17 protein-coding genes are annotated in these 17,299 nt (G+C 67.3%); 9 read left to right on the top strand and 8 right to left on the bottom strand.

Going from position 1 to position 17,299, the window contains the following annotated elements; translation table 11 throughout:
* Nucleotides 1–6: 6 nt before the first annotated feature.
* Nucleotides 7–6,543 (top strand): type I polyketide synthase, encoded by a 6,537-nt coding sequence (locus BST38_RS12520; protein ID WP_272818847.1) that lies wholly within the window; start codon nucleotides 7–9, stop codon nucleotides 6,541–6,543.
* 84 nt (nucleotides 6,544–6,627) lie between these two features.
* Here the strand turns inward: BST38_RS12520 and BST38_RS12515 are convergent, their stop codons facing one another.
* The 4 genes from BST38_RS12515 to BST38_RS12500 all read right to left on the bottom strand — a co-directional run bounded on the left by BST38_RS12515 (nucleotide 6,628) and on the right by BST38_RS12500 (nucleotide 9,210).
* Nucleotides 6,628–7,104: an SRPBCC family protein gene (locus tag BST38_RS12515; protein WP_083143632.1), complete on the bottom strand. Its 477-nt coding sequence runs from the start codon at nucleotides 7,102–7,104 to the stop codon at nucleotides 6,628–6,630.
* 39 nt (nucleotides 7,105–7,143) lie between these two features.
* Nucleotides 7,144–7,980: an enoyl-CoA hydratase/isomerase family protein gene (locus tag BST38_RS12510; RefSeq protein WP_083143631.1), complete on the bottom strand. Its 837-nt coding sequence runs from the start codon at nucleotides 7,978–7,980 to the stop codon at nucleotides 7,144–7,146.
* Between the two features lie 209 nt (nucleotides 7,981–8,189).
* Entirely contained in the window at nucleotides 8,190–8,657 is a 468-nt protein-coding gene (locus BST38_RS12505) for a nuclear transport factor 2 family protein (protein WP_083143630.1), read from the bottom strand.
* A gap of 88 nt (nucleotides 8,658–8,745) precedes the next feature.
* Nucleotides 8,746–9,210 carry an SRPBCC family protein gene (locus BST38_RS12500; RefSeq protein ID WP_083143629.1) on the bottom strand — a complete coding sequence of 155 codons (465 nt, stop codon included), beginning with the start codon at nucleotides 9,208–9,210 and terminating at the stop codon, nucleotides 8,746–8,748.
* Between the two features lie 97 nt (nucleotides 9,211–9,307).
* On the opposite strand from BST38_RS12500, the gene BST38_RS12495 reads away from it, so the two are divergent.
* The 3 genes from BST38_RS12495 to BST38_RS12485 are packed head-to-tail and all read left to right on the top strand — an operon-like array spanning nucleotide 9,308 to nucleotide 11,210.
* A complete protein-coding gene (locus tag BST38_RS12495; RefSeq protein WP_083143749.1) occupies nucleotides 9,308–9,883 on the top strand; it encodes an FKBP-type peptidyl-prolyl cis-trans isomerase in 576 nt (191 codons plus the stop codon).
* Between the two features lie 50 nt (nucleotides 9,884–9,933).
* Nucleotides 9,934–10,800, top strand: a complete 867-nt coding sequence (locus BST38_RS12490; protein WP_181792047.1) for an EamA family transporter — start codon at nucleotides 9,934–9,936, stop codon at nucleotides 10,798–10,800.
* A 44-nt stretch (nucleotides 10,801–10,844) separates the two neighbouring features.
* The gene (locus BST38_RS12485; RefSeq protein ID WP_083143628.1) at nucleotides 10,845–11,210 is read left to right on the top strand and encodes an Hsp15 family ribosome-associated heat shock protein; all 366 of its coding nucleotides are present in this window, start codon (nucleotides 10,845–10,847) and stop codon (nucleotides 11,208–11,210) included.
* Between the two features lie 36 nt (nucleotides 11,211–11,246).
* On the opposite strand, the gene BST38_RS12480 is transcribed toward BST38_RS12485, so the two are convergent.
* On the bottom strand, nucleotides 11,247–11,798 hold the full coding sequence (locus BST38_RS12480) for a TetR/AcrR family transcriptional regulator (RefSeq protein WP_237160770.1): 552 nt from the start codon (nucleotides 11,796–11,798) through the stop codon (nucleotides 11,247–11,249).
* Nucleotides 11,799–11,847: 49 nt separating this feature from the next.
* A complete protein-coding gene (locus tag BST38_RS12475; protein ID WP_083143626.1) occupies nucleotides 11,848–12,612 on the bottom strand; it encodes an SDR family NAD(P)-dependent oxidoreductase in 765 nt (254 codons plus the stop codon).
* A gap of 147 nt (nucleotides 12,613–12,759) precedes the next feature.
* Between BST38_RS12475 and BST38_RS12470 the strand changes: the two genes are divergently transcribed.
* From BST38_RS12470 to BST38_RS12455, 4 genes are all read left to right on the top strand, one after another.
* A complete protein-coding gene (locus BST38_RS12470; RefSeq protein ID WP_083143747.1) occupies nucleotides 12,760–13,431 on the top strand; it encodes an HD domain-containing protein in 672 nt (223 codons plus the stop codon).
* A 9-nt stretch (nucleotides 13,432–13,440) separates the two neighbouring features.
* Nucleotides 13,441–14,406, top strand: coding sequence for a GlxA family transcriptional regulator (locus BST38_RS12465; protein ID WP_083143625.1), 966 nt, complete (start codon nucleotides 13,441–13,443; stop codon nucleotides 14,404–14,406).
* 83 nt (nucleotides 14,407–14,489) lie between these two features.
* Nucleotides 14,490–15,146 carry a DJ-1/PfpI family protein gene (locus BST38_RS12460; protein WP_083143624.1) on the top strand — a complete coding sequence of 219 codons (657 nt, stop codon included), beginning with the start codon at nucleotides 14,490–14,492 and terminating at the stop codon, nucleotides 15,144–15,146.
* A gap of 62 nt (nucleotides 15,147–15,208) precedes the next feature.
* Entirely contained in the window at nucleotides 15,209–15,451 is a 243-nt protein-coding gene (locus BST38_RS12455) for a hypothetical protein (protein WP_181792129.1), read from the top strand.
* Between the two features lie 6 nt (nucleotides 15,452–15,457).
* On the opposite strand, the gene BST38_RS12450 is transcribed toward BST38_RS12455, so the two are convergent.
* The gene (locus tag BST38_RS12450; protein ID WP_083143623.1) at nucleotides 15,458–15,706 is read right to left on the bottom strand and encodes a hypothetical protein; all 249 of its coding nucleotides are present in this window, start codon (nucleotides 15,704–15,706) and stop codon (nucleotides 15,458–15,460) included.
* Between the two features lie 141 nt (nucleotides 15,707–15,847).
* Here BST38_RS12450 and BST38_RS12445 point away from each other — a divergent pair, with 141 nt between their 5' ends.
* Entirely contained in the window at nucleotides 15,848–16,804 is a 957-nt protein-coding gene (locus tag BST38_RS12445) for an alpha/beta hydrolase (protein WP_083143622.1), read from the top strand.
* 86 nt (nucleotides 16,805–16,890) lie between these two features.
* Here the strand turns inward: BST38_RS12445 and BST38_RS29775 are convergent, their stop codons facing one another.
* The gene (locus tag BST38_RS29775; RefSeq protein WP_083143621.1) at nucleotides 16,891–17,286 is read right to left on the bottom strand and encodes a hypothetical protein; all 396 of its coding nucleotides are present in this window, start codon (nucleotides 17,284–17,286) and stop codon (nucleotides 16,891–16,893) included.
* Between the last annotated feature and the right edge of the window lie 13 nt (nucleotides 17,287–17,299).

The raw sequence follows: 17,299 nt of genomic DNA, 5'->3' as shown, positions 1-17,299 counted from the left end.
ATTTCGGTGCCTGCAGCGCTGCGCGAGCACGCCAGGCTACGGCCTGACGAGACAGCGTTCACGTTCGTCGACTACATCCGAGACGACACAGGGATCACTGAGAGCCTGACGTGGTCGCAACTGCATCGGCGAGCGTCGCGAGTCGCCCGTGAACTGAAGTCGTGTGGCTCCACGGGCGACCGGACGGTCATCGTCGCCCCGCAAGGACTGGAGTACGTCACCGCGTTCCTCGGGGCTCTGCAGGCGGGACTGATCGCGGTTCCGTTGTCGGAGCCGAACGGCGGTGCGGCCGACGAACGGGTCGGCGCGGTTCTGCGCGACGCCTCGCCGTCGGCAGTTCTGACCACGTCCTCCCACGCGACGGGCCTGGCCGACCACGTGCGTTGCGCCTTCGGCGGGGCCGCGCCTCCCGTCATCGATCTGGGCGCCTTGGTCGCCGACTCCGGGCCGGGATCCGAGGACTTCGACGATTCGCGCGGTGTCGCGCATCTGCAGTACACGTCGGGGTCGACCCGCACTCCGGCGGGCGTCATGGTGTCGCACAAGAATATTCAGGCCAACGTCGCCCAGATGATGGGGGCCTATCTCGACGCGCACGACGGCGTGCCGCCACCGGAGACAACGGTGGTCTCGTGGCTGCCGTTGTTCCACGACATGGGCTTGCTGCTGGGCATTTGCATACCGATACTGGCCGGCGTACCCGCTGTGCTGACCGACCCGCTGTCGTTCCTGCAACGCCCCGCACGGTGGATGCAACTGCTGGCAGACAACGGTCGCGCGTTCTCGGCTGCACCGAACGTGGCCTTCGAGTTGGCCACCCGCAGGACCATGGACGACGATCTCGCCGGACTCGACCTCGGCAACGTACTCGGTGTGGTCACCGGAGCAGAGCGCGTGCATACCGCGACACTGGAGCGTTTCGTCGAGCGGTTCAGCCGGTTCAATCTCGACCCGAAGGTCATACGGCCCTCGTACGGACTCGCTGAAGCCACCTTGTATGTGGCGACTAGGGAATCGGGCGAAGCACCGGTCAGCATCGTTTTCGACCCCGAGGGTCTCGCCGCCGGCCAGGCTATCCGGATTCTCGGCAAAAACGGTACGCCGTTGGTCAGTTACGGGGTCCCACAGTCGCCGGTGGTGCGCATCGTCGACCCCGAAACGTGCACTGAATGCGCCGACGAATCCGTCGGTGAGATCTGGGTGACCGGTGACAATGTGGCGTACGGCTACTGGAGGAAGCCCGAGGAATCCGAAAGAACCTTCAGTGCAACAATTGTCGACGCATCAAAGCATACTCCTGCGGGCCCGTGGTTACGCACCGGCGACCTTGGATTCATCTCAGGTGGCGAGCTTTTCATCGTCGGGAGGATCAAGGATCTCCTGGTCATCTACGGGCGCAACTACTCCCCCGACGACATCGAGGCGACGATCCAGGAGGTCACCCCGGGACGTTGTGTGGCGATCGCGGCCCACGACGACGGCGGCACCGACCAACTGGTGGCCATCGTCGAACTGAAAGTCCCCGGCGACAGCGACGAGGCGGCCCGAAAAGCAACCGCCGTCAGGCGTGATGTGATCGCGGCGATATCGAGGACCCACAACCTCAGCGTCACCGATGTGGTTCTGGTGCAGCCGGGTTCCATCCCGTTGACCACAAGCGGCAAGGTGCGGCGTAGGGATTGCCAGCAGCTCTATCTCGGCGATAGGTTCACACGGATAGCCCTGCCTGTCCAGGGCACCGAACAGCAGAGCGACAGGGACAACGATCGGAGTCCCACCGACCAGGGGTTCACCGAACGCCTGCGTCGTCTACGCCGAGACGAACACGAACTCCTCGTCGAGATGGTCTGCTCGCACGTCGCGGCGGTACTGGGTGAGCTTCACGCCGAGGACATCGACCCGGCGCGAACCTTCACGGATTTGGGCTTGGATTCGGTGAAGTCGACGGAGATGCTCGATCGCATCAAGGCTGCCGCCGACCTCGATCTGCCGGCCACTGTGCCCTTCGATCACCCGACGCCGGGAAAGCTGGCCGACCACCTCAGCCACGTGGCCCGGGGCCCGGCAGCCACGGCCGCACCTGCGAACGCCTATGAAAGCCGTGACGAACCGGTGGCCGTGGTCGGAATGGCGTGCCGGTTCCCTGGCGGTGTCGATTCGCCTGCCGCCCTCTGGGATCTGGTGGTTCACGGCAAGGATGCCGTGGGCGGATTTCCTGCCGACCGTGGCTGGGACTTGGGAGATCTGTTCGATCCGGATCCCGATGCGGTGGGCAAGACCTACGTGACGGCCGGGGCATTCCTTTCCGATGCCGGCGGCTTCGACTCCGAATTCTTCGGGATCTCGAGTCGTGAAGCAGCCGCGATGGATCCTCAACAGCGACTGCTGTTGGAAGTCACCTGGGAGGCGTTGGAAGCTGCCAGGATCGACCCGACAGGGTTGGCCGGCACGGACACCGCGGTCTATGTCGGGGCATGGTCGCAGCCCTGTGGCGCAACCCAATCCGACAGCGCCGAGGGGTATGCGATGACCGGGCTGTCCACCAGCGTGGCATCGGGCCGCATCGCGTACCTGCTGGGGTTGCAGGGCCCGGCCATCACGATCGACACCGCATGTTCGTCGTCGATGGTGGCCACACACATGGCCTGCCAGTCACTGCGCAGCGGCGAGTCCACCTTGGCTCTGGCGGCCGGCGTGACCGTGATGACCACTCCGTCGATTCTCACCGAGTTCTCCCGCCGGCGCGGGCTGGCGCCTGACGGCCGCTGCAAAGCATTCGCCGCCGACGCGGACGGCACCAGCTTCAGCGAAGGCGTCGGAGTGCTCGTGCTGGAACGGCTCAGCGATGCCCGGCGGAACAACCATCCGGTGCTGGCGGTGATCGCGGGATCGGCGATCAATCAGGATGGTGCGTCGAACGGATTGACCGCACCCAATGCACTCGCCCAACAGCGGGTGATCGCCCAGGCCGCAGCCAGCGCCGGTATCGCCCTCGACCAGGTGGATGCGGTTGAGGCGCACGGCACCGGGACCGCGCTGGGTGACCCGATCGAAGCCGGTGCCGTGATCGCCACCTACGGTGCCGCCAGAAGCGCGGAGCAACCGCTGTGGTTGGGTTCGGTCAAGTCGAACATCGGCCACACGCAGGCGGCCGCCGGAATCGCCGGAATCATCAAGATGGTCGAGGCGCTCAGCCACCAGACTTTGCCGCCCACCCTGCACGCCCGTCGCCCGGGTCCGTACATCGACGCGGCGAACGGCACCGTCCGGCTACTCACCGACACGAGACCCTGGCCCGGCACCGCCCATCCGCGCACCGCGGCCGTGTCCTCATTCGGGATCAGCGGCACCAACGCCCACCTGATCCTGCGTGAGGCCCCCGCCGTCACCCCCGGATCGCCTGCCGCGCAAGTCCGTTCCGCGGACTGTAGCCCCAGCGCAACGATCGGCCCACTCTGGCCGCTGTCGGCGCGCACCCCCGCGGCATTGCGGGCGCAGGCCGACCGGTTGCGTCGTCACCTCATCCAGAATCCCGACATCGATCTCACCGATGTCGCCCATAGCCTGGCCACGACGCGCTGTCACCATCCCCACCGCGCCACCGTCACCGTCCCGGCGAAGAGCACCGACGTCCGGCAAGACCTGCTCGAGGCGCTCGATGCCCTGCAGGGCGGCCGACCCCACCGGCAGCTGACCCGCCACCATCACCAGGGACCGCGTCAGACCAGAGTCACGTTCGTCTTCTCCGGCCACGGTTGCCAGTACCCGGGGATGGGACGTGAACTCTACGAACTTCATCCGGTGTTCGCCAACGCCGTCGACGACTGTGACGAGGCGCTACTCCCCTACACCGGATGGTCTGTGCGCGACGTCCTGTGCGAGCGGCCCGACGCACCACCGGTGGACCGTGTGGATGTCGTCCAGCCGGCGATATTCGCCATGACGGTCGCGCTCGCCACCGTGCTCCGTCACCACGGGATCTTTCCCGACGCGGTGATCGGCCACTCCCAGGGCGAGATCGCAGCCGCACACATCGCCGGTGCGCTCTCCCTGCCAGACGCCGCGAAAGTCGTCGGGGTGCGCGGTCAGGTCTGCGGGGCATTGAGCGGCGCCGGCGGAATGGTGTCGGTGATGCTCAATGTCGAAGAGCTGCGGCCACGATTGGAAACCTGGAGTGCCGCACTGACCATCGCCGCAATCAACGGGCCGTCACACACCGTCGTCAGCGGTGACCTCGGCGTGCTCAAGGAGTTCACGACCGCGTGTGAAAGCGACGGTATCTGGGTCCGACCGGTGGCGATCGGGTATGCCTCGCACTCCACGCAGATCGACAGTGTGCGAGAACGTCTGATGGCGGAATGGGCCGGCGTTACGGCAAGGATGGGCGATGTGCCGCTCTACTCCACCGTAGGGCCGGAGCTTTCCCCTGAGCCTCTCGACACCTCGACCATGACTGCCGACTACTGGTACCGCAACCTGCGACAGCCGGTTCATCTCCACGAGCGTGTGGCAGCCCTGGCGGAATCGGGTGAGCATACGTTCGTGGAGGTCTCGCCGCACCCGGTGATGGCGCCCGCAATCACTGACATCCTGGCTCAGGATGCCCGGCGTGGCCGATCGACGGTGATCACGACACTGCGACGAGACCGCTCCGGCGCTGACATGCTCGCGACCGCGGTGGCCCATCTGCACAACCGTGGTCACAGTCCGGCATGGCCGACTCTCTATGCGGGCGTCCGCGCCGTCGCGCTGCCCACCTACCCGTTCGAGCACCGCCAGTACGGGGTAGGCCGCGGCCATCTGTACAACGCGTTCGGCGTCCGGCCCGGCGACACACCACCGATGTCGGTCGACACGGACGACGATTTGGTCCGGCAGCGCGAGCTCGCCGCCGCACTGGCCGGCCGACCGCATCAGGAGCGACTCGACACCCTCACCGCGGCGGTCTTCGAGGCCACCGCCGACGCATTGGGCCATCCGGATCCGTACGGGCTCGATCCAGACCAGTCCTACCAAGAGCTCGGAATGGATTCTCTGGCCGCCCTGGAACTCCGCAATGCACTTCGCCGCGGCACCGGTCTGAACCTACCGACGACCATCGTCTTCGATCACCCCACGCCGAGAGCACTCGCCATCCACCTGGCGGACGTGGTTACCGACCCGTCTTCACCCGCGCTACCGAAGAGCCCGGTCAGCAGCACGGACGGACCGGTCGACAATAGGCTCGACCACGTCGACCAAGCCTCTTTCCGCATGCTGCGTGCAGTCCCCAGCCAGATATTCCAGGTCACGTGGATGTATGACCGCCCGATCGACACCGAGGGACTACGGCGCTTTCACCACAATCTCGGCCACGGGCTACTGGGACGCAGGATCGAACGATCACCGCTCCCGTTCGCGCGTGACCGCTGGGTGATCCCTGACGCCTGTGAACCTATCGATTTCATCGAAAGACCCAGGCGGCGTGCCGATCTGAATCGGTGGGTAGACGAGCGGCTTCGATTGCCGGTGGATCCCGAATGGGGCCCCAGTTGGCATCTGGGGGTGCTGCCACTGGAGGACGGCGGAACCGCGGTGAGTCTGGTCGTTTCGCACGGCGTGATCGACGCGGTCGGGTTGGGACAGGCCATCGCCGATGCCGCACGAGGCCAGACGCGGAACCTGGGCTTTCCCTCGGCACGATCGCGCCGCCTCACACAGGCGCTGCGCGAGGACCTCGGCCAAACCGCCAGAGATCTGCCAGGCCTTGGGCGCGCGGCCCTGGCGGCCGGCCGCAGCATCTGGCGCGATCGCAAACACCTGATGGCCACGTCGGATTCGGCGCGGCCCGAACGCCGCGACAGCGGCGACGAAACAGTCGAAGTGCCCTCCGTTACCGCATATCTCGATCTGATGGAATGGGATCTCCGAGCCAAAGGGTATGGCATAAGCAGCAATTCGCTGGTAGCGGCGGTGGCGTGCAGACTCGCGGTGCAGGTAGGACGGGTCCATGACGACGGAACGGTCATGCTTCGTTTTCCGGTATCCCTGCGGACGGAGAACGACACCCGCGGCAACGCGCTCACACAGGTCGATGTCTCAGTCACCGCGGCGCATGCCCTGACAGACCTCAAGGAGATCCACGCCAGGATCACCGAAACGATCCTCAGGTCGTTGGAGAACACCGACGACGAGGCCTTGGCAACGCTGCCGTTGGCAGTGCTGGTGCCGGTGCGACTGAACCGGAAGCTGGCAGCATCAGCGCAAGGCGGTGCGAGCCTTCCGGTCATCGTCTCCAATCTCGGCGACCTACCTCCAGCGGCCAGTCAGCCCGACGGGACGGATGCCACCCATCTGGATATGCGAGCGGTTACCCCTGGGCTGACGAGAAGCGTCTTCGAGAGAATGGGCGGATACTTGTTCGTGGGCTCCGGACGAAGTCAGGGCAGAATCTTCATCAAGGTCTCCGCTTTTACGCTGGGTCGACAGAACACCGAAGACGAACTGCGCAATGCGGTATCCGAGACCTTTGCCGGCTTCGAACTGACGGCGAAGATCAACTGACACTGCCCTGCGTCGCGGGCCCACCTCGGGCCCCAGGTCACCGGTGCAGCAGCAGCGCCGCGATCCGTCCCGACCCTGGTTGCGTCACATCTGATCCCGCACGACTTCGTCGAGGTGCTTGAGCGAGTTGTCCAGGTGCTGCGGATCGAACGGAGGGAACTGGATCTCCTCGCGCAGGATCCCCGGCACCGCCGACCAGTCATAGGTCAGCGTCACGCGCGTCCGGGGGCTCATCTGCTCAAGGTCGTAGCGCCAGAACCATCCACCGAACCGCAGGTCGGCGTCGTCATCGCCTTCGCCGGGCAACCACGCGATAGCCCGAGGCGGATCGAAGACCTCGACCCGGTTGGCCACCTCATAATGCATGCCACCGAAGTTCTTGTGATACATGGCCATTCGGAAGATCTGCCCCACTTCGGCCAAGGGCTCTCCACTGAGAGATTCCCGCACCCAGCCGGTGCCGTCGATGGCTTGGTGCGTCGACGGATCCGACAGGACCGCGAACACGGCCTCGGCCGGCGCGTCGATGATGAGCGCAGTGCTCATGGTTTCGTCAGTCATATCCGTACTGACCGCCGAGGACTCGAAAACTCACCGGTCTCACACGTCGGGATCCAGCGGTCGGCCCAGATGGTGCCCGAGGCGCATCTCGTAGTCCCCGGGTTGGTTGCGCCCGGCCGCCAGCGCAGCGGCCAGCCGGCGCTTCGATCCCGGCCAGTCGAACGACGACAGGTAGATCTGCAGCGACGACAGCAGGTCGTCCGGCGAGGGCACAGTGTGCCGGTTGATCTGCTGCTTGACCGCCGCGATGGACTCTTTGTCGTATGAGGCTATTCGGGCGGCCAGCGTATCGACGAGATCGTCGAGTTCGGTGTCGTCGACGGTCCGGTTGACCCACCCGTAGCGGTCGGCGATATCCGCCGGGTAGTCGTCGCTGGACAGCGCGACTTCCAGCGCACGGCCCCGGCCCATCAACAGCGGCAGATGCTCCAGCCCTCCCCCTCCCGGCACGTTGCCGCTGGCGGCCTCGGGCTGACAGAAGATCGCCCGCTCGCTGGCGAACCGCATGTCGAGCGCCAACGCGATCTCGTTGCCGATGCCGCGCACCCGGCCGCGGATCTTGGCGATCGACGCCACCGGCAGCCGTGCCAGCCGGACGCTGGTGTCGATCACCAAGGGAAATCCGGTGCTGCCGAGGTTCTTCGGGGTTTCCGCCACTCGCGAGGTGTCGTAATGGTTCAGGAAGTAGTCCGGATCGGCGGACTCGAACACCACCACGCGCAGTTCGTCCGCCGACTCCATCTCGTCGATCAGTTGCGGCAACTCGGCGATCATCTCGGGGGTGACCAGATTGATCGGCGGGTTGTCGAAGACCACCCGCCACAGGTGATCACTTTCGGTGATGACGGAGAAATGCGTCCACTGCATCGTTTTCATCCCGTGGTGCTGCTCTTGATGGCCGGGCCGACGGCGAAGCCATCAGCAGCCTATGTCCGAAACGACGATGGATCGAGACCTCCCCGGAGCCAGTCCCGTTGACCGTCCGGAGCTCCCGGCCTACCGTTGCCCTGGTCTGCCCTGGTCCGCGGCGCCTACCAAAGGGATGCCACAACCGGACACTGTCCACCCGGTGGGACGCAGTTCGGTCAGAGCCCGAGTTCGCTCAGCCCGGGATGGTCGTCGGGGCGCGGCCCGGAGTCGTCCCAGTGGAACAGTCGGTCCGACTCGGTGATGGGCACGTCGTTGATGCTCGCGTGCCGAGTCTTCATCAGGCCGTCGGCCGCGAACTCCCAGTTCTCGTTGCCATACGCGCGGAACCACCGGCCATCGGCATCGTGGTATTCGTAGGCGAATCGCACCGCGATCCGGTCGTCGCCGTAGGCCCACAGCTCCTTGATCAGTCGATAGTCGAGTTCGGCTGCCCACTTGCCCGCCAAGAACTCGATGATCTCTGCACGACCCCGCAGGAATGTGGACCTGTTTCGCCACCGGCTGTCCGGCGTGTAGCCCAGCGCCACCCGTTGCGGGTCCCGGGTGTTCCAGAGATTCTCCCCGGCGCGCACCTTCGCGGTGGCGCCTGCCAGGGTGAACGGCGGAACCAGTGGTTGCGACATGACGACTCCTCGACGATGTTCCGAGAACCTACCGGTCCCCGCATCAAGGATGGCCCGGGACACGGGCGTCCGCATCAGCCCATACCGGTCAGGACGACACCGCTTCGGCGAGCCGGGCGAGGGTGTCGCTCAGCTGGTCCTGGGTGACCAGCGGAAATTTCACCTTCTCGAGCAGTTTCTTGTCGGTGACCTTCGACCAGTCGTAGGTGTGGCGTACCAGGGTCTCGTTGGGGCCTTGGGACTCCAACTCCCACAACCATTCCCAGCCGGGCGGCGTGGTGCCGGCCGGGGCAGTCTGCCAGGCCAGCAGCTTGTCCTTCACGTAGCCGGATACGTGGTTGTCGGTCTTGTACTCGCCGCCCATGTGCGGGCCGTGCATGTTCATCGTGAACACGTCGCCGACTTTCTGGATGCGGTCGGCGTGATCCACGCTGCGGATGAATCCCGAACCGTCGAGCGCGGGATGCCGCTGCGGATTGGACAACACGTCGAATACCGCATCGACGGGAGCTGTGATCGTTCGTTCCACCGTGACTTTGTTGTCGTCGCTCATGTCTTCACACTGCCCCGACTCGGCGACCGGGAAACGTCGACGCGGTCTGCGCTGGTCTGGTCACCGACCGGCAGGAGGCCACGGTAGCGTGGCGACGATGATCAGCCTTCGCCTGCGCTACACCGTCCCCGCCGCCGCAATCGCCCTTGCCCTGACAGCGTGCGGTTCCGGCACGGTCCCGTCGTCGGAGGCCCAGACACCTGCACCCGCCAGCCCCTGCCCGACCGGAGCGCCGCAGGAAGACGGGACCCCGGACTGGACGTTGCCCGGAGCGACCGGCAGCGTCGAGGTGACCGGGCCCACGGACACGGCGTCACCGCTGGTCCGTGTCGCGGCGCCGTTCAGCGTCGAGGAGACCACGGTGCACACGCTGCAGACAGGCGAGGGCCCCGTCGTCGCCCCCGCCGCGACCGTCTCGGTCTGCTACCTCGGCGTCAACGGACGGGACGGGTCGATCTTCGACAGCAGCTATCAGCGCGGTATGCCGGTCGACTTCCCGCTCGATGGGGTCATCCCCGGATTCCAGAAGGCCATCGCCGGACAGAACGTCGGCTCCACGGTCGCGGTCGCGATGACCTCCGCCGACGGATACCCCCAGGGCCAGCCCGGCGCCGGCATCCTGCCGGGCGACTCCCTGATCTTCGCCATCAAGATTCTCGGCGCCGCCGGCTGACGGAGCCAGATACCCCGGGGGGACTACACGACGAGCGTGAGCATTCACGAGTGACGACCGACCATGCCCGCAACGGCGTCCTGATGGCGATCGCCGCGCAGATGTGCATCCAACTCGGCCTGGTCGTCGCCGTCGGGCTGATCGACCAGATCGGCTCCGACGGCACCGCATGGCTGCGGCTGTCGCTGGCGGGCATCATCTTGCTGATCGCCGTGCGCCCCCGGCCGTCGGCCTTCACCTGGCGCACATTCGGCATGTGCGTGGTCCTCGGCTGCGTCACCGCCGCCATCTCGCTGCTGTTCATGGCCTCGCTGGATCGGCTGACTCTGGGAACCGCCACCGCGCTGGAATTCCTCGGCCCGCTTGCCATCGCGATGCTCCACGGCCGCGGCCGGGCCCGGGTGCTCTGGCCCGCCCTCGCGCTGCTCGGTGTCGTGTTGCTGAGCCATCCGTTCGGCGGCGGCATCGACGGGAAGGGCGCCTTCCTGGCTCTGGCGGCGGGCGTCTGCTGGGCGGTCTACATCCTGCTGACCCAGCGGGTCGGCGACCAGGTCGCCGGAATCAACGGGCTGGCGATCTCGATGCCCGTGGCCGGGCTGGTGTCGACCTTCTTCGTCGACAGCATCGGATTCTCGCTGCTGACCCCCCAGCTGTTGCTGATCGGCCTCGGGATGGCGCTGTTGCTGCCGGTGATCCCGTATGTCCTGGAGCTGCTCGCGCTGCGCCGGCTGACCACCGCGACCTTCGGCGTCCTGATGAGTCTGGAACCGGCCTTCGCGGCCCTGGTCGGATTCCTTCTGCTCGACCAGAATCCGGGTATTGCGGGCCTGCTCGGCATCGGTGCGGTGGTGGCCGCCGGTGTCGGCGCCGCCCGCGCAGGCGGCCGGGAGATGGCCGTACCCGTCGAAGTCGGTTGACCGACGGGTAGCCCCGAGCCGGGCGCGCGGTTCATGATGTCCCCATGGAATCCACCCGCGTCGACCGGTGGCTCTGGGCTGTCCGCCTGACCAAGACGCGCCCCGATGCCGCCTCGGCATGCCGGGGCGGTCAGGTCCGGGTCAACGGTCGCCAGGCCAAGCCCTCGACGATGGTGTCTCCCGGCGACGAGGTGCGGGCCCGCGTCGGCGACATCACCCGGATCGTCCAGGTGTCCCGGATCATCCAGAAGCGGGTCGGCGCAGCCGACGCGGTGACCTGCTATCTGGACCGCACTCCCCCGCCCCCGTCGACGGTTTCAGTGCCTGTCGCGGCGCGCGACCGTGGCGCCGGCCGGCCGACCAAGCGTGACCGGCGGGTGCTCGACAAATGGCGCGCACAGCACGGCTGATCCCCGGTGATCCGCCCGGTTCAGTCGCGCACGGCTTCAATGGGGCTGTTGGGCTCCTGAGAACACTTGGTCGACAACACGATCGACGTACTCGTCGCTGAGGCCGGCTTCGGTATAGGGCACGAGCAACCGGTGATAGACCGGTCCGTACAGAGTGTCGAGCAGGACATCGGGATCCAGGTCGCGGCGAAGTTCCCCGCTGTCCATGCCGCGCCGCACGAGTTCGCGCGCCACGGCTCTGCGCGGCTCCACCCACCGGTTCCGAACCTCCTCCCGCAGAACGGGATCGACCTGCGCACGGCCGATCACCGCGCGCAGAAGTTGTCCGGTCGGGCCCCGGTAGGCGCGCGCCAGCGACCTCATCGACGACCGGAAACTCTCGCGGACGGTGTCCCCCTCGCGGATGGGCGCCAGCGCACTCACGTCCTCCAGGAACGCGTCGACCACCAGCGCCCATACGTTCGGCCACCGGCGATACACCGTGGTCTTACCGACCGCGGCGCGCGCGGCCACCTTCTCCGCAGTGAGCGAGTCCAGCCCGTGCTCCTCGATCAAATCCCGTGCCGCGCGCAGGATGGAGCCGGTCACCGCCGTTCCCCGTGGGCGCACCCCGGTCGATGCCACGACTCCCCCTGTCCTAGTTCGGAACTGCCACGCTCATGCCGCCGTCGACCATCCATACTGCCCCGACGGCATAGCTCGCCGCGTCGGAGGCCAGGAACGCGATGGCGTCGGCGATCTCACGGGGATCCGCGGCGCGGCCGATCGGCGCACCCTTACCGTGCTCGGTGAGCGCATCCGGGTCACCGAGGATATTGGTCACGGTGTCACCGACACCGACGGCGTTGACCCGGATGCCGTTCCCGACGCCCTCCAGCGCGGCGGTGCGGGTGAGTTGGGCGAGCGCTCCTTTGGATGCGGCATACGCGGCGATGGTCGGGAAAGCCTGGAAACAGGCGTAGGAGCCGACGTTGACTATGGAGCCACGGCCTTGCCGGACCATCGCCTTCATCGCTTCCCTGGTGTGCAGGAACGCGCCTGTGACATTCGTGGCCATGATTCGGTTCCAGTCCTCGAGCGTGGTCTCGATGACGGCCTTGTTCACGATCGTGCCGGCATTGTTGACCAGCGTGTCGAGTCGGCCGAAGCTCTCGACGGCGGTGTTGACGGCCTCGGAGGCGGTCTGCTCGGACGCCACGTCGCCCACCACTGGGACGACGGCGTCGATGTCGGCGTATTCGTCGACCACCCGCGGGTCGATGTCTTCAGCGACGACGGACATGCCGCGCTCGACGAACAACCGGGTGGTCGCGCGTCCGATGCCGCTCGCCGCGCCGGTGACGACGGCGACCTTGCCGACGGCGCCCTTACCGACGTCGTCACGAAAATGTGGTTCAGCCATGACTCTCCTTCATCGAAACGGTACGTATCGTTACGATAGCAATGTCACGGCGGATGGCAAGTCCGCACGAGAGTGTGGCCAGATTCCGGCGAAGGCTGACCATCTCGCCACTGTTGGCACGCGTCCCCATCGAGCATGGTGACAGGCATGACCGATGCCGCCGTCACCCAATGGAATCTGCCCGACTCCGACATCTGTTCCGCCGCACTGCGATTGCTCTACGACGTATCGCCTGCCTTTCTCGCCGACCACTGTGTCCGCAGCTTCGTGTTCGGTCGCGAACTGGCCGCCGCCAGAGGCCTGCGCGGCGGCATCGACTACGACGAAGAACTCGTCTTCCTGGCCTGCGCGCTGCACGACCTCGGTCTCACCGACTACGGCGAGGGCGACCAGCGCTTCGAGGTCGAGGGCGCCGACGCCGCCGCCCGGTTTCTGCGCGACCGTGCCGTGGCCGAGGATCGGGTCACGCCGGTGTGGCAGGCGATCGCTTTGCACACCAGCCTCGGGGTGGCGCACCGGTTCGGACCCGTGCAGGCGGTCGCGTTCCTCGGAATCACCCTCGACATCGACGGCCGCGACAGGGATGCGCTGCCGGCCGGATTCGCCGACCGGGTGCACGCGCAGTGGCCCCGCGACGATCTCGGCTACGCCATCGCCCACCGCGTCGCGCGCGGCATCGCGGCGAAGCCGGACAAGGCTCCGCCGTTCAGCTTCCCCGCTCACATCCACCAACTCGTCAACGGTGCTCCACCGATGACGTTCTGGGACGTCGTCGACAACGCTCCGTGGGGCGACCGCGCTCGGTCTCTCCCCTGTTAGGGTCCGCCCATGCACACGGTGGCAATCCTGGCGTTGCCGGACGTGATCGCGTTCGACCTGAGCGTCCCTGTCGAGGTGTTCGGCCGCGTCGTACTCGGCAACGGCGACAACGCTTATCGCCTGGTGGTGTGCGGTACCGAACCCGCCGTCTCCGCCGGGCCGCTGCTACGCATCGCGACAGATCACGGCCTGGACGCACTCGCCGGGGCTGACACCGTGGTGGTACCCGGCCGCAACGACGCCGCCGCCGAGGTTCCGGCAGAGGTGACGGCGGCGCTGCGCGCGGCGTTCGACAGCGGCGCCCGCATCGCGTCGATCTGCACCGGTGCATTCATCCTGGCCGCGGCAGGGCTTCTCGACGGCAGGCGGGCCACCACCCACTGGATGGCGGCCGACCTGTTCCGCGGTGCGTTCCCGGCCGTGGATCTCGACCCCGACGTGCTCTATGTCGACGAAGGACAGATTCTGACCTCCGCGGGGGCTTCGGCCGGCCTGGATCTCTGCCTGCACATGGTCGCCAAGGACTTCGGTGCCGCCGCGGCGGCCACCGCCGCCCGCATCGCGGTCACACCGCTGCATCGCAGCGGTGGCCAGGCACAGTTCATCGTACGAAACCAACTGCCGGCCAACGGCATCGGCGCGCGCACCGAACTCGACTCGGTGCTGGCCTGGATCGAGGAGAACGCCCACCGAGACCTGACGCTGATGGATATCGCCGCGGAGGCGGCCATGAGCGTGCGCACCCTCAACCGCCGATTCCAGGCCGAGGTCGGGCAGACCCCGATGCAGTGGCTCACCGGGGTGCGGGTACGGAGGGCTCAGGAACTGCTCGAGCGCTCCGCCCACGGCATCGAACGTATCGGCCGCGACGTCGGATTCGCCTCGGCGGCCAATTTCCGGGAGCAGTTCCGCAGGCTCAGTGGTGTCGCACCGCAGAGCTACCGCAACACCTTCCGTGACAGGCACGCCGGCTGATCCATCCCCCGATGGCCGGATTGCGGCGCAGATTGGCCGAAATACGGTTTCGCCGAACATGATCCGCCATGCACGCTGAGGCCATGGATGCACAGATCGTGTTGTTCGACGGGTTCGACCCACTCGATGTCGTCGCGCCGTACGAGGTCCTCGTCGCCGGCAGCGACTACGTCGGCGGTGAGCTCGGGGTCCACCTGGTCACCGCGGAAGGACCTCGCACGGTCGTCAGCGGCTCTCGCGGACTGACCCTGGGTGCGACGGACCGGCTGGATCCGGCCAAACCCGGTTACGTCATCGTGCCCGGCGCCGTAGGTCCCCTGGCGGGCGATCCCGACGACGGTGTCGAGACCATCCCGGTGCTGCTGGCCCGCTTCGGCGAGACCGCGGCCGTCGACCTGGTGCGTGCGGCATTGGCCAACCCTGACATCACCGTCGCGACGGTGTGCGGCGGCTCGCTGGCCCTGGCGATGGCCGGGCTCATCGACGGCCGGCGCGCAAACACCCACCACCTCGGCGTCGACGTCCTCGAGGCGACCGGCGTCGTGCCGGTCTCGGCCAGAGTCGTCGACGACGGGAACCTCGTCACCGCCGGCGGAGTGACCTCGGGACTGGACCTCGCGCTGTATCTGCTCGAGCGTGGGTACGGTCCCCGCATCGCCCACGCCGTCGAGCAGATGTTCGCCTACGAGCGCCGGGGCACGGTGTGGTCGGACTCCGGCAGGGAACCGAAAGCGTGGTGAGCGCGGCGCTCGTCGGCGTCTGGGATGTGCGGATCAAAACGCCGATCGGGACCCTGTCGGTGATGTACACGTTCACCGAGCGGAACGGGGTGCTCAGCGCGACCGCGACCGGCGCCCACGAGACCGTCCCGGTGACCGACATCGTCTGTACCGGCGAGGACACCGTGACCTGGCGCCAGACGGTGTCCAGACCGATGCGGCTGCACCTGCGGTTCGACATCCGCGTCGACGGCGACCGGCTCGACGGGTACTCGCGCGCGGGACGGCTGCCGCGCTCGGTCGTCAGCGGTGTGCGCCGACGGTAGCGCGGGCTACCCGCCAAGCTCGTTGACCGAGACGTCGAGGGTGGACGCCTGGGCGGCCAACTCGTCGTCACTGGGCTGCGCGCTGCCGATCCGCGTCACGAGTTCGCCGCGGGAGATCACCTCGAGCGCTCCACGATAGGCGTCCTCGTCCTTCTGTTCGGCGTCGATCACCTCGGTGCGGCCCTCGATCAGCACAAGTGCCGAAGCGTCGTCCGCGTCGAGGAGTCGGCGCAGGTCCTGCGCTGAGATCGTCATCGCCGTCGTATGCCCGCCGAAGGTAACGCCGAATCGTCACATGACGAAGTACCTGATGCGGCGCACCGGTTTGGGGGGAGTCGGTGCGCCGCGACCAGGCACGCGCATCTCTCGGATGCGCACGAAAGACAGGCTGTTCACATGGATCTGATGCACGACGTGTTGCGACGATTCTTCGCCGGTGCGGTCGCGGCACTTCTCGTTTCCGGCCTCATCACGATCGCGGGTGCAGCGCCCGCGGGTGCGTACTCGCGGCCCGGGCTCCCGGTGGAAACCCTGATGGTGCCGTCCGCGGCGATGGGGCGGGACATCCCGGTGAAATTCCAGGGCGGTGGACCCAAGGCGGTCTACCTGCTCGACGGGATGCGGGCGCGCGACGACAACAGCGGCTGGGACATCGAGACCGCGGCGTTCGAAACGTTCTTCGAATCCGGCCTCTCGGTGGTCATGCCGGTCGGCGGCATGTCCAGCTTCTACACCAACTGGCAGGGCCCCGCCGTCGGCAACGGCGCCACCTACAACTACCAGTGGGAAACCTTCCTGACCTCGGAGTTGCCGGCCTACCTGGCCGCCACCAAGGGCATCTCCCCCAGCGGCAACGCGGTGGTCGGCCTGTCGATGTCCGGCAGCGCGGCGCTGATCCTTGCCGCGTACCACCCCGGCCAGTTCAGCTACGCCGCGTCGCTGTCGGGCTACCTGAACCTGTCCGACGGCGTCTGGCCGCTGCTGGTCAGCGTCGCGATGCGCGACGCAGGCGGGTTCAGCTCGATGGCGATGTGGGGGCTGGGCGGCGGCCCCGCATGGAAGCGCAACGATCCGACCGTCAACGTCGGCAAGCTGGTCGCCAACGGGACCCGGATCTGGGTGTACTGCGGCACCGGGCGGCCCGGCGACCTCGGCGGCGGCGGCGACGTCCCGGGTCAGGTGCTCGAGGCCATCACCCTCGACAGCAACCGGAACTTCCAGCGCCAGTACCAGCGCGCGGGCGGCGGGAACGGCGTGTTCAACTTCCCGCCGAACGGTACCCACGGATGGGGATACTGGGGCTCGCAGCTCAACGCGATGAAGCCGGACATCCAGCGGGTGCTGGGCGCCTGAGCCCGTCTGCCCAGAACTCCACGGACCCGAAAACCCCGAAGGCCACCCCAGACGATGTCTGCGGTGGCCTTCGGTGTCGCGGGCGATCAGTACGTCGGAACGAACACGCCGTTCAGCCACACGCCCCAGTGCTGCCAGCCCTCGTCCCAGACCTGCGGCTGGCCGTTGGCCCAGGACGGGTCGACCGGCTTCGGCGGCGCCCAGGCCGGCGGGGTCCCCTCGTTGGGGCCGGCCGGCGGCGCCGCGGGCGGCGGGTTCCAACCGGCCGGAGCCGCCGGATGAACGGCGTCATGCCCGGCCGGAGCCGCCGGCGCGGGCATGGCGCCCGGCTGGGCCGGAGAATGACCGGCCTCTGCCCCAGCCGGCGGTGCCGGTGGCGGGTTCCAGCCCTCCTGCGCTGCTGCCGTCGACGCGACTCCCATCGCACCTGCGGTCAGCCCGCCGAACACCGCTGCGCTGGCAAGGACCTGGCTCAACTTCATCGTCAAAACTCCA

Source organism: Mycolicibacterium parafortuitum (assembly GCF_002086815.1).
GTDB classification, from domain to species: domain Bacteria; phylum Actinomycetota; class Actinomycetes; order Mycobacteriales; family Mycobacteriaceae; genus Mycobacterium; species Mycobacterium parafortuitum.
The sequence above is the reverse complement of the archived record's forward strand: the minus strand, read 5'-3'. Positions and strand labels throughout refer to the sequence as shown.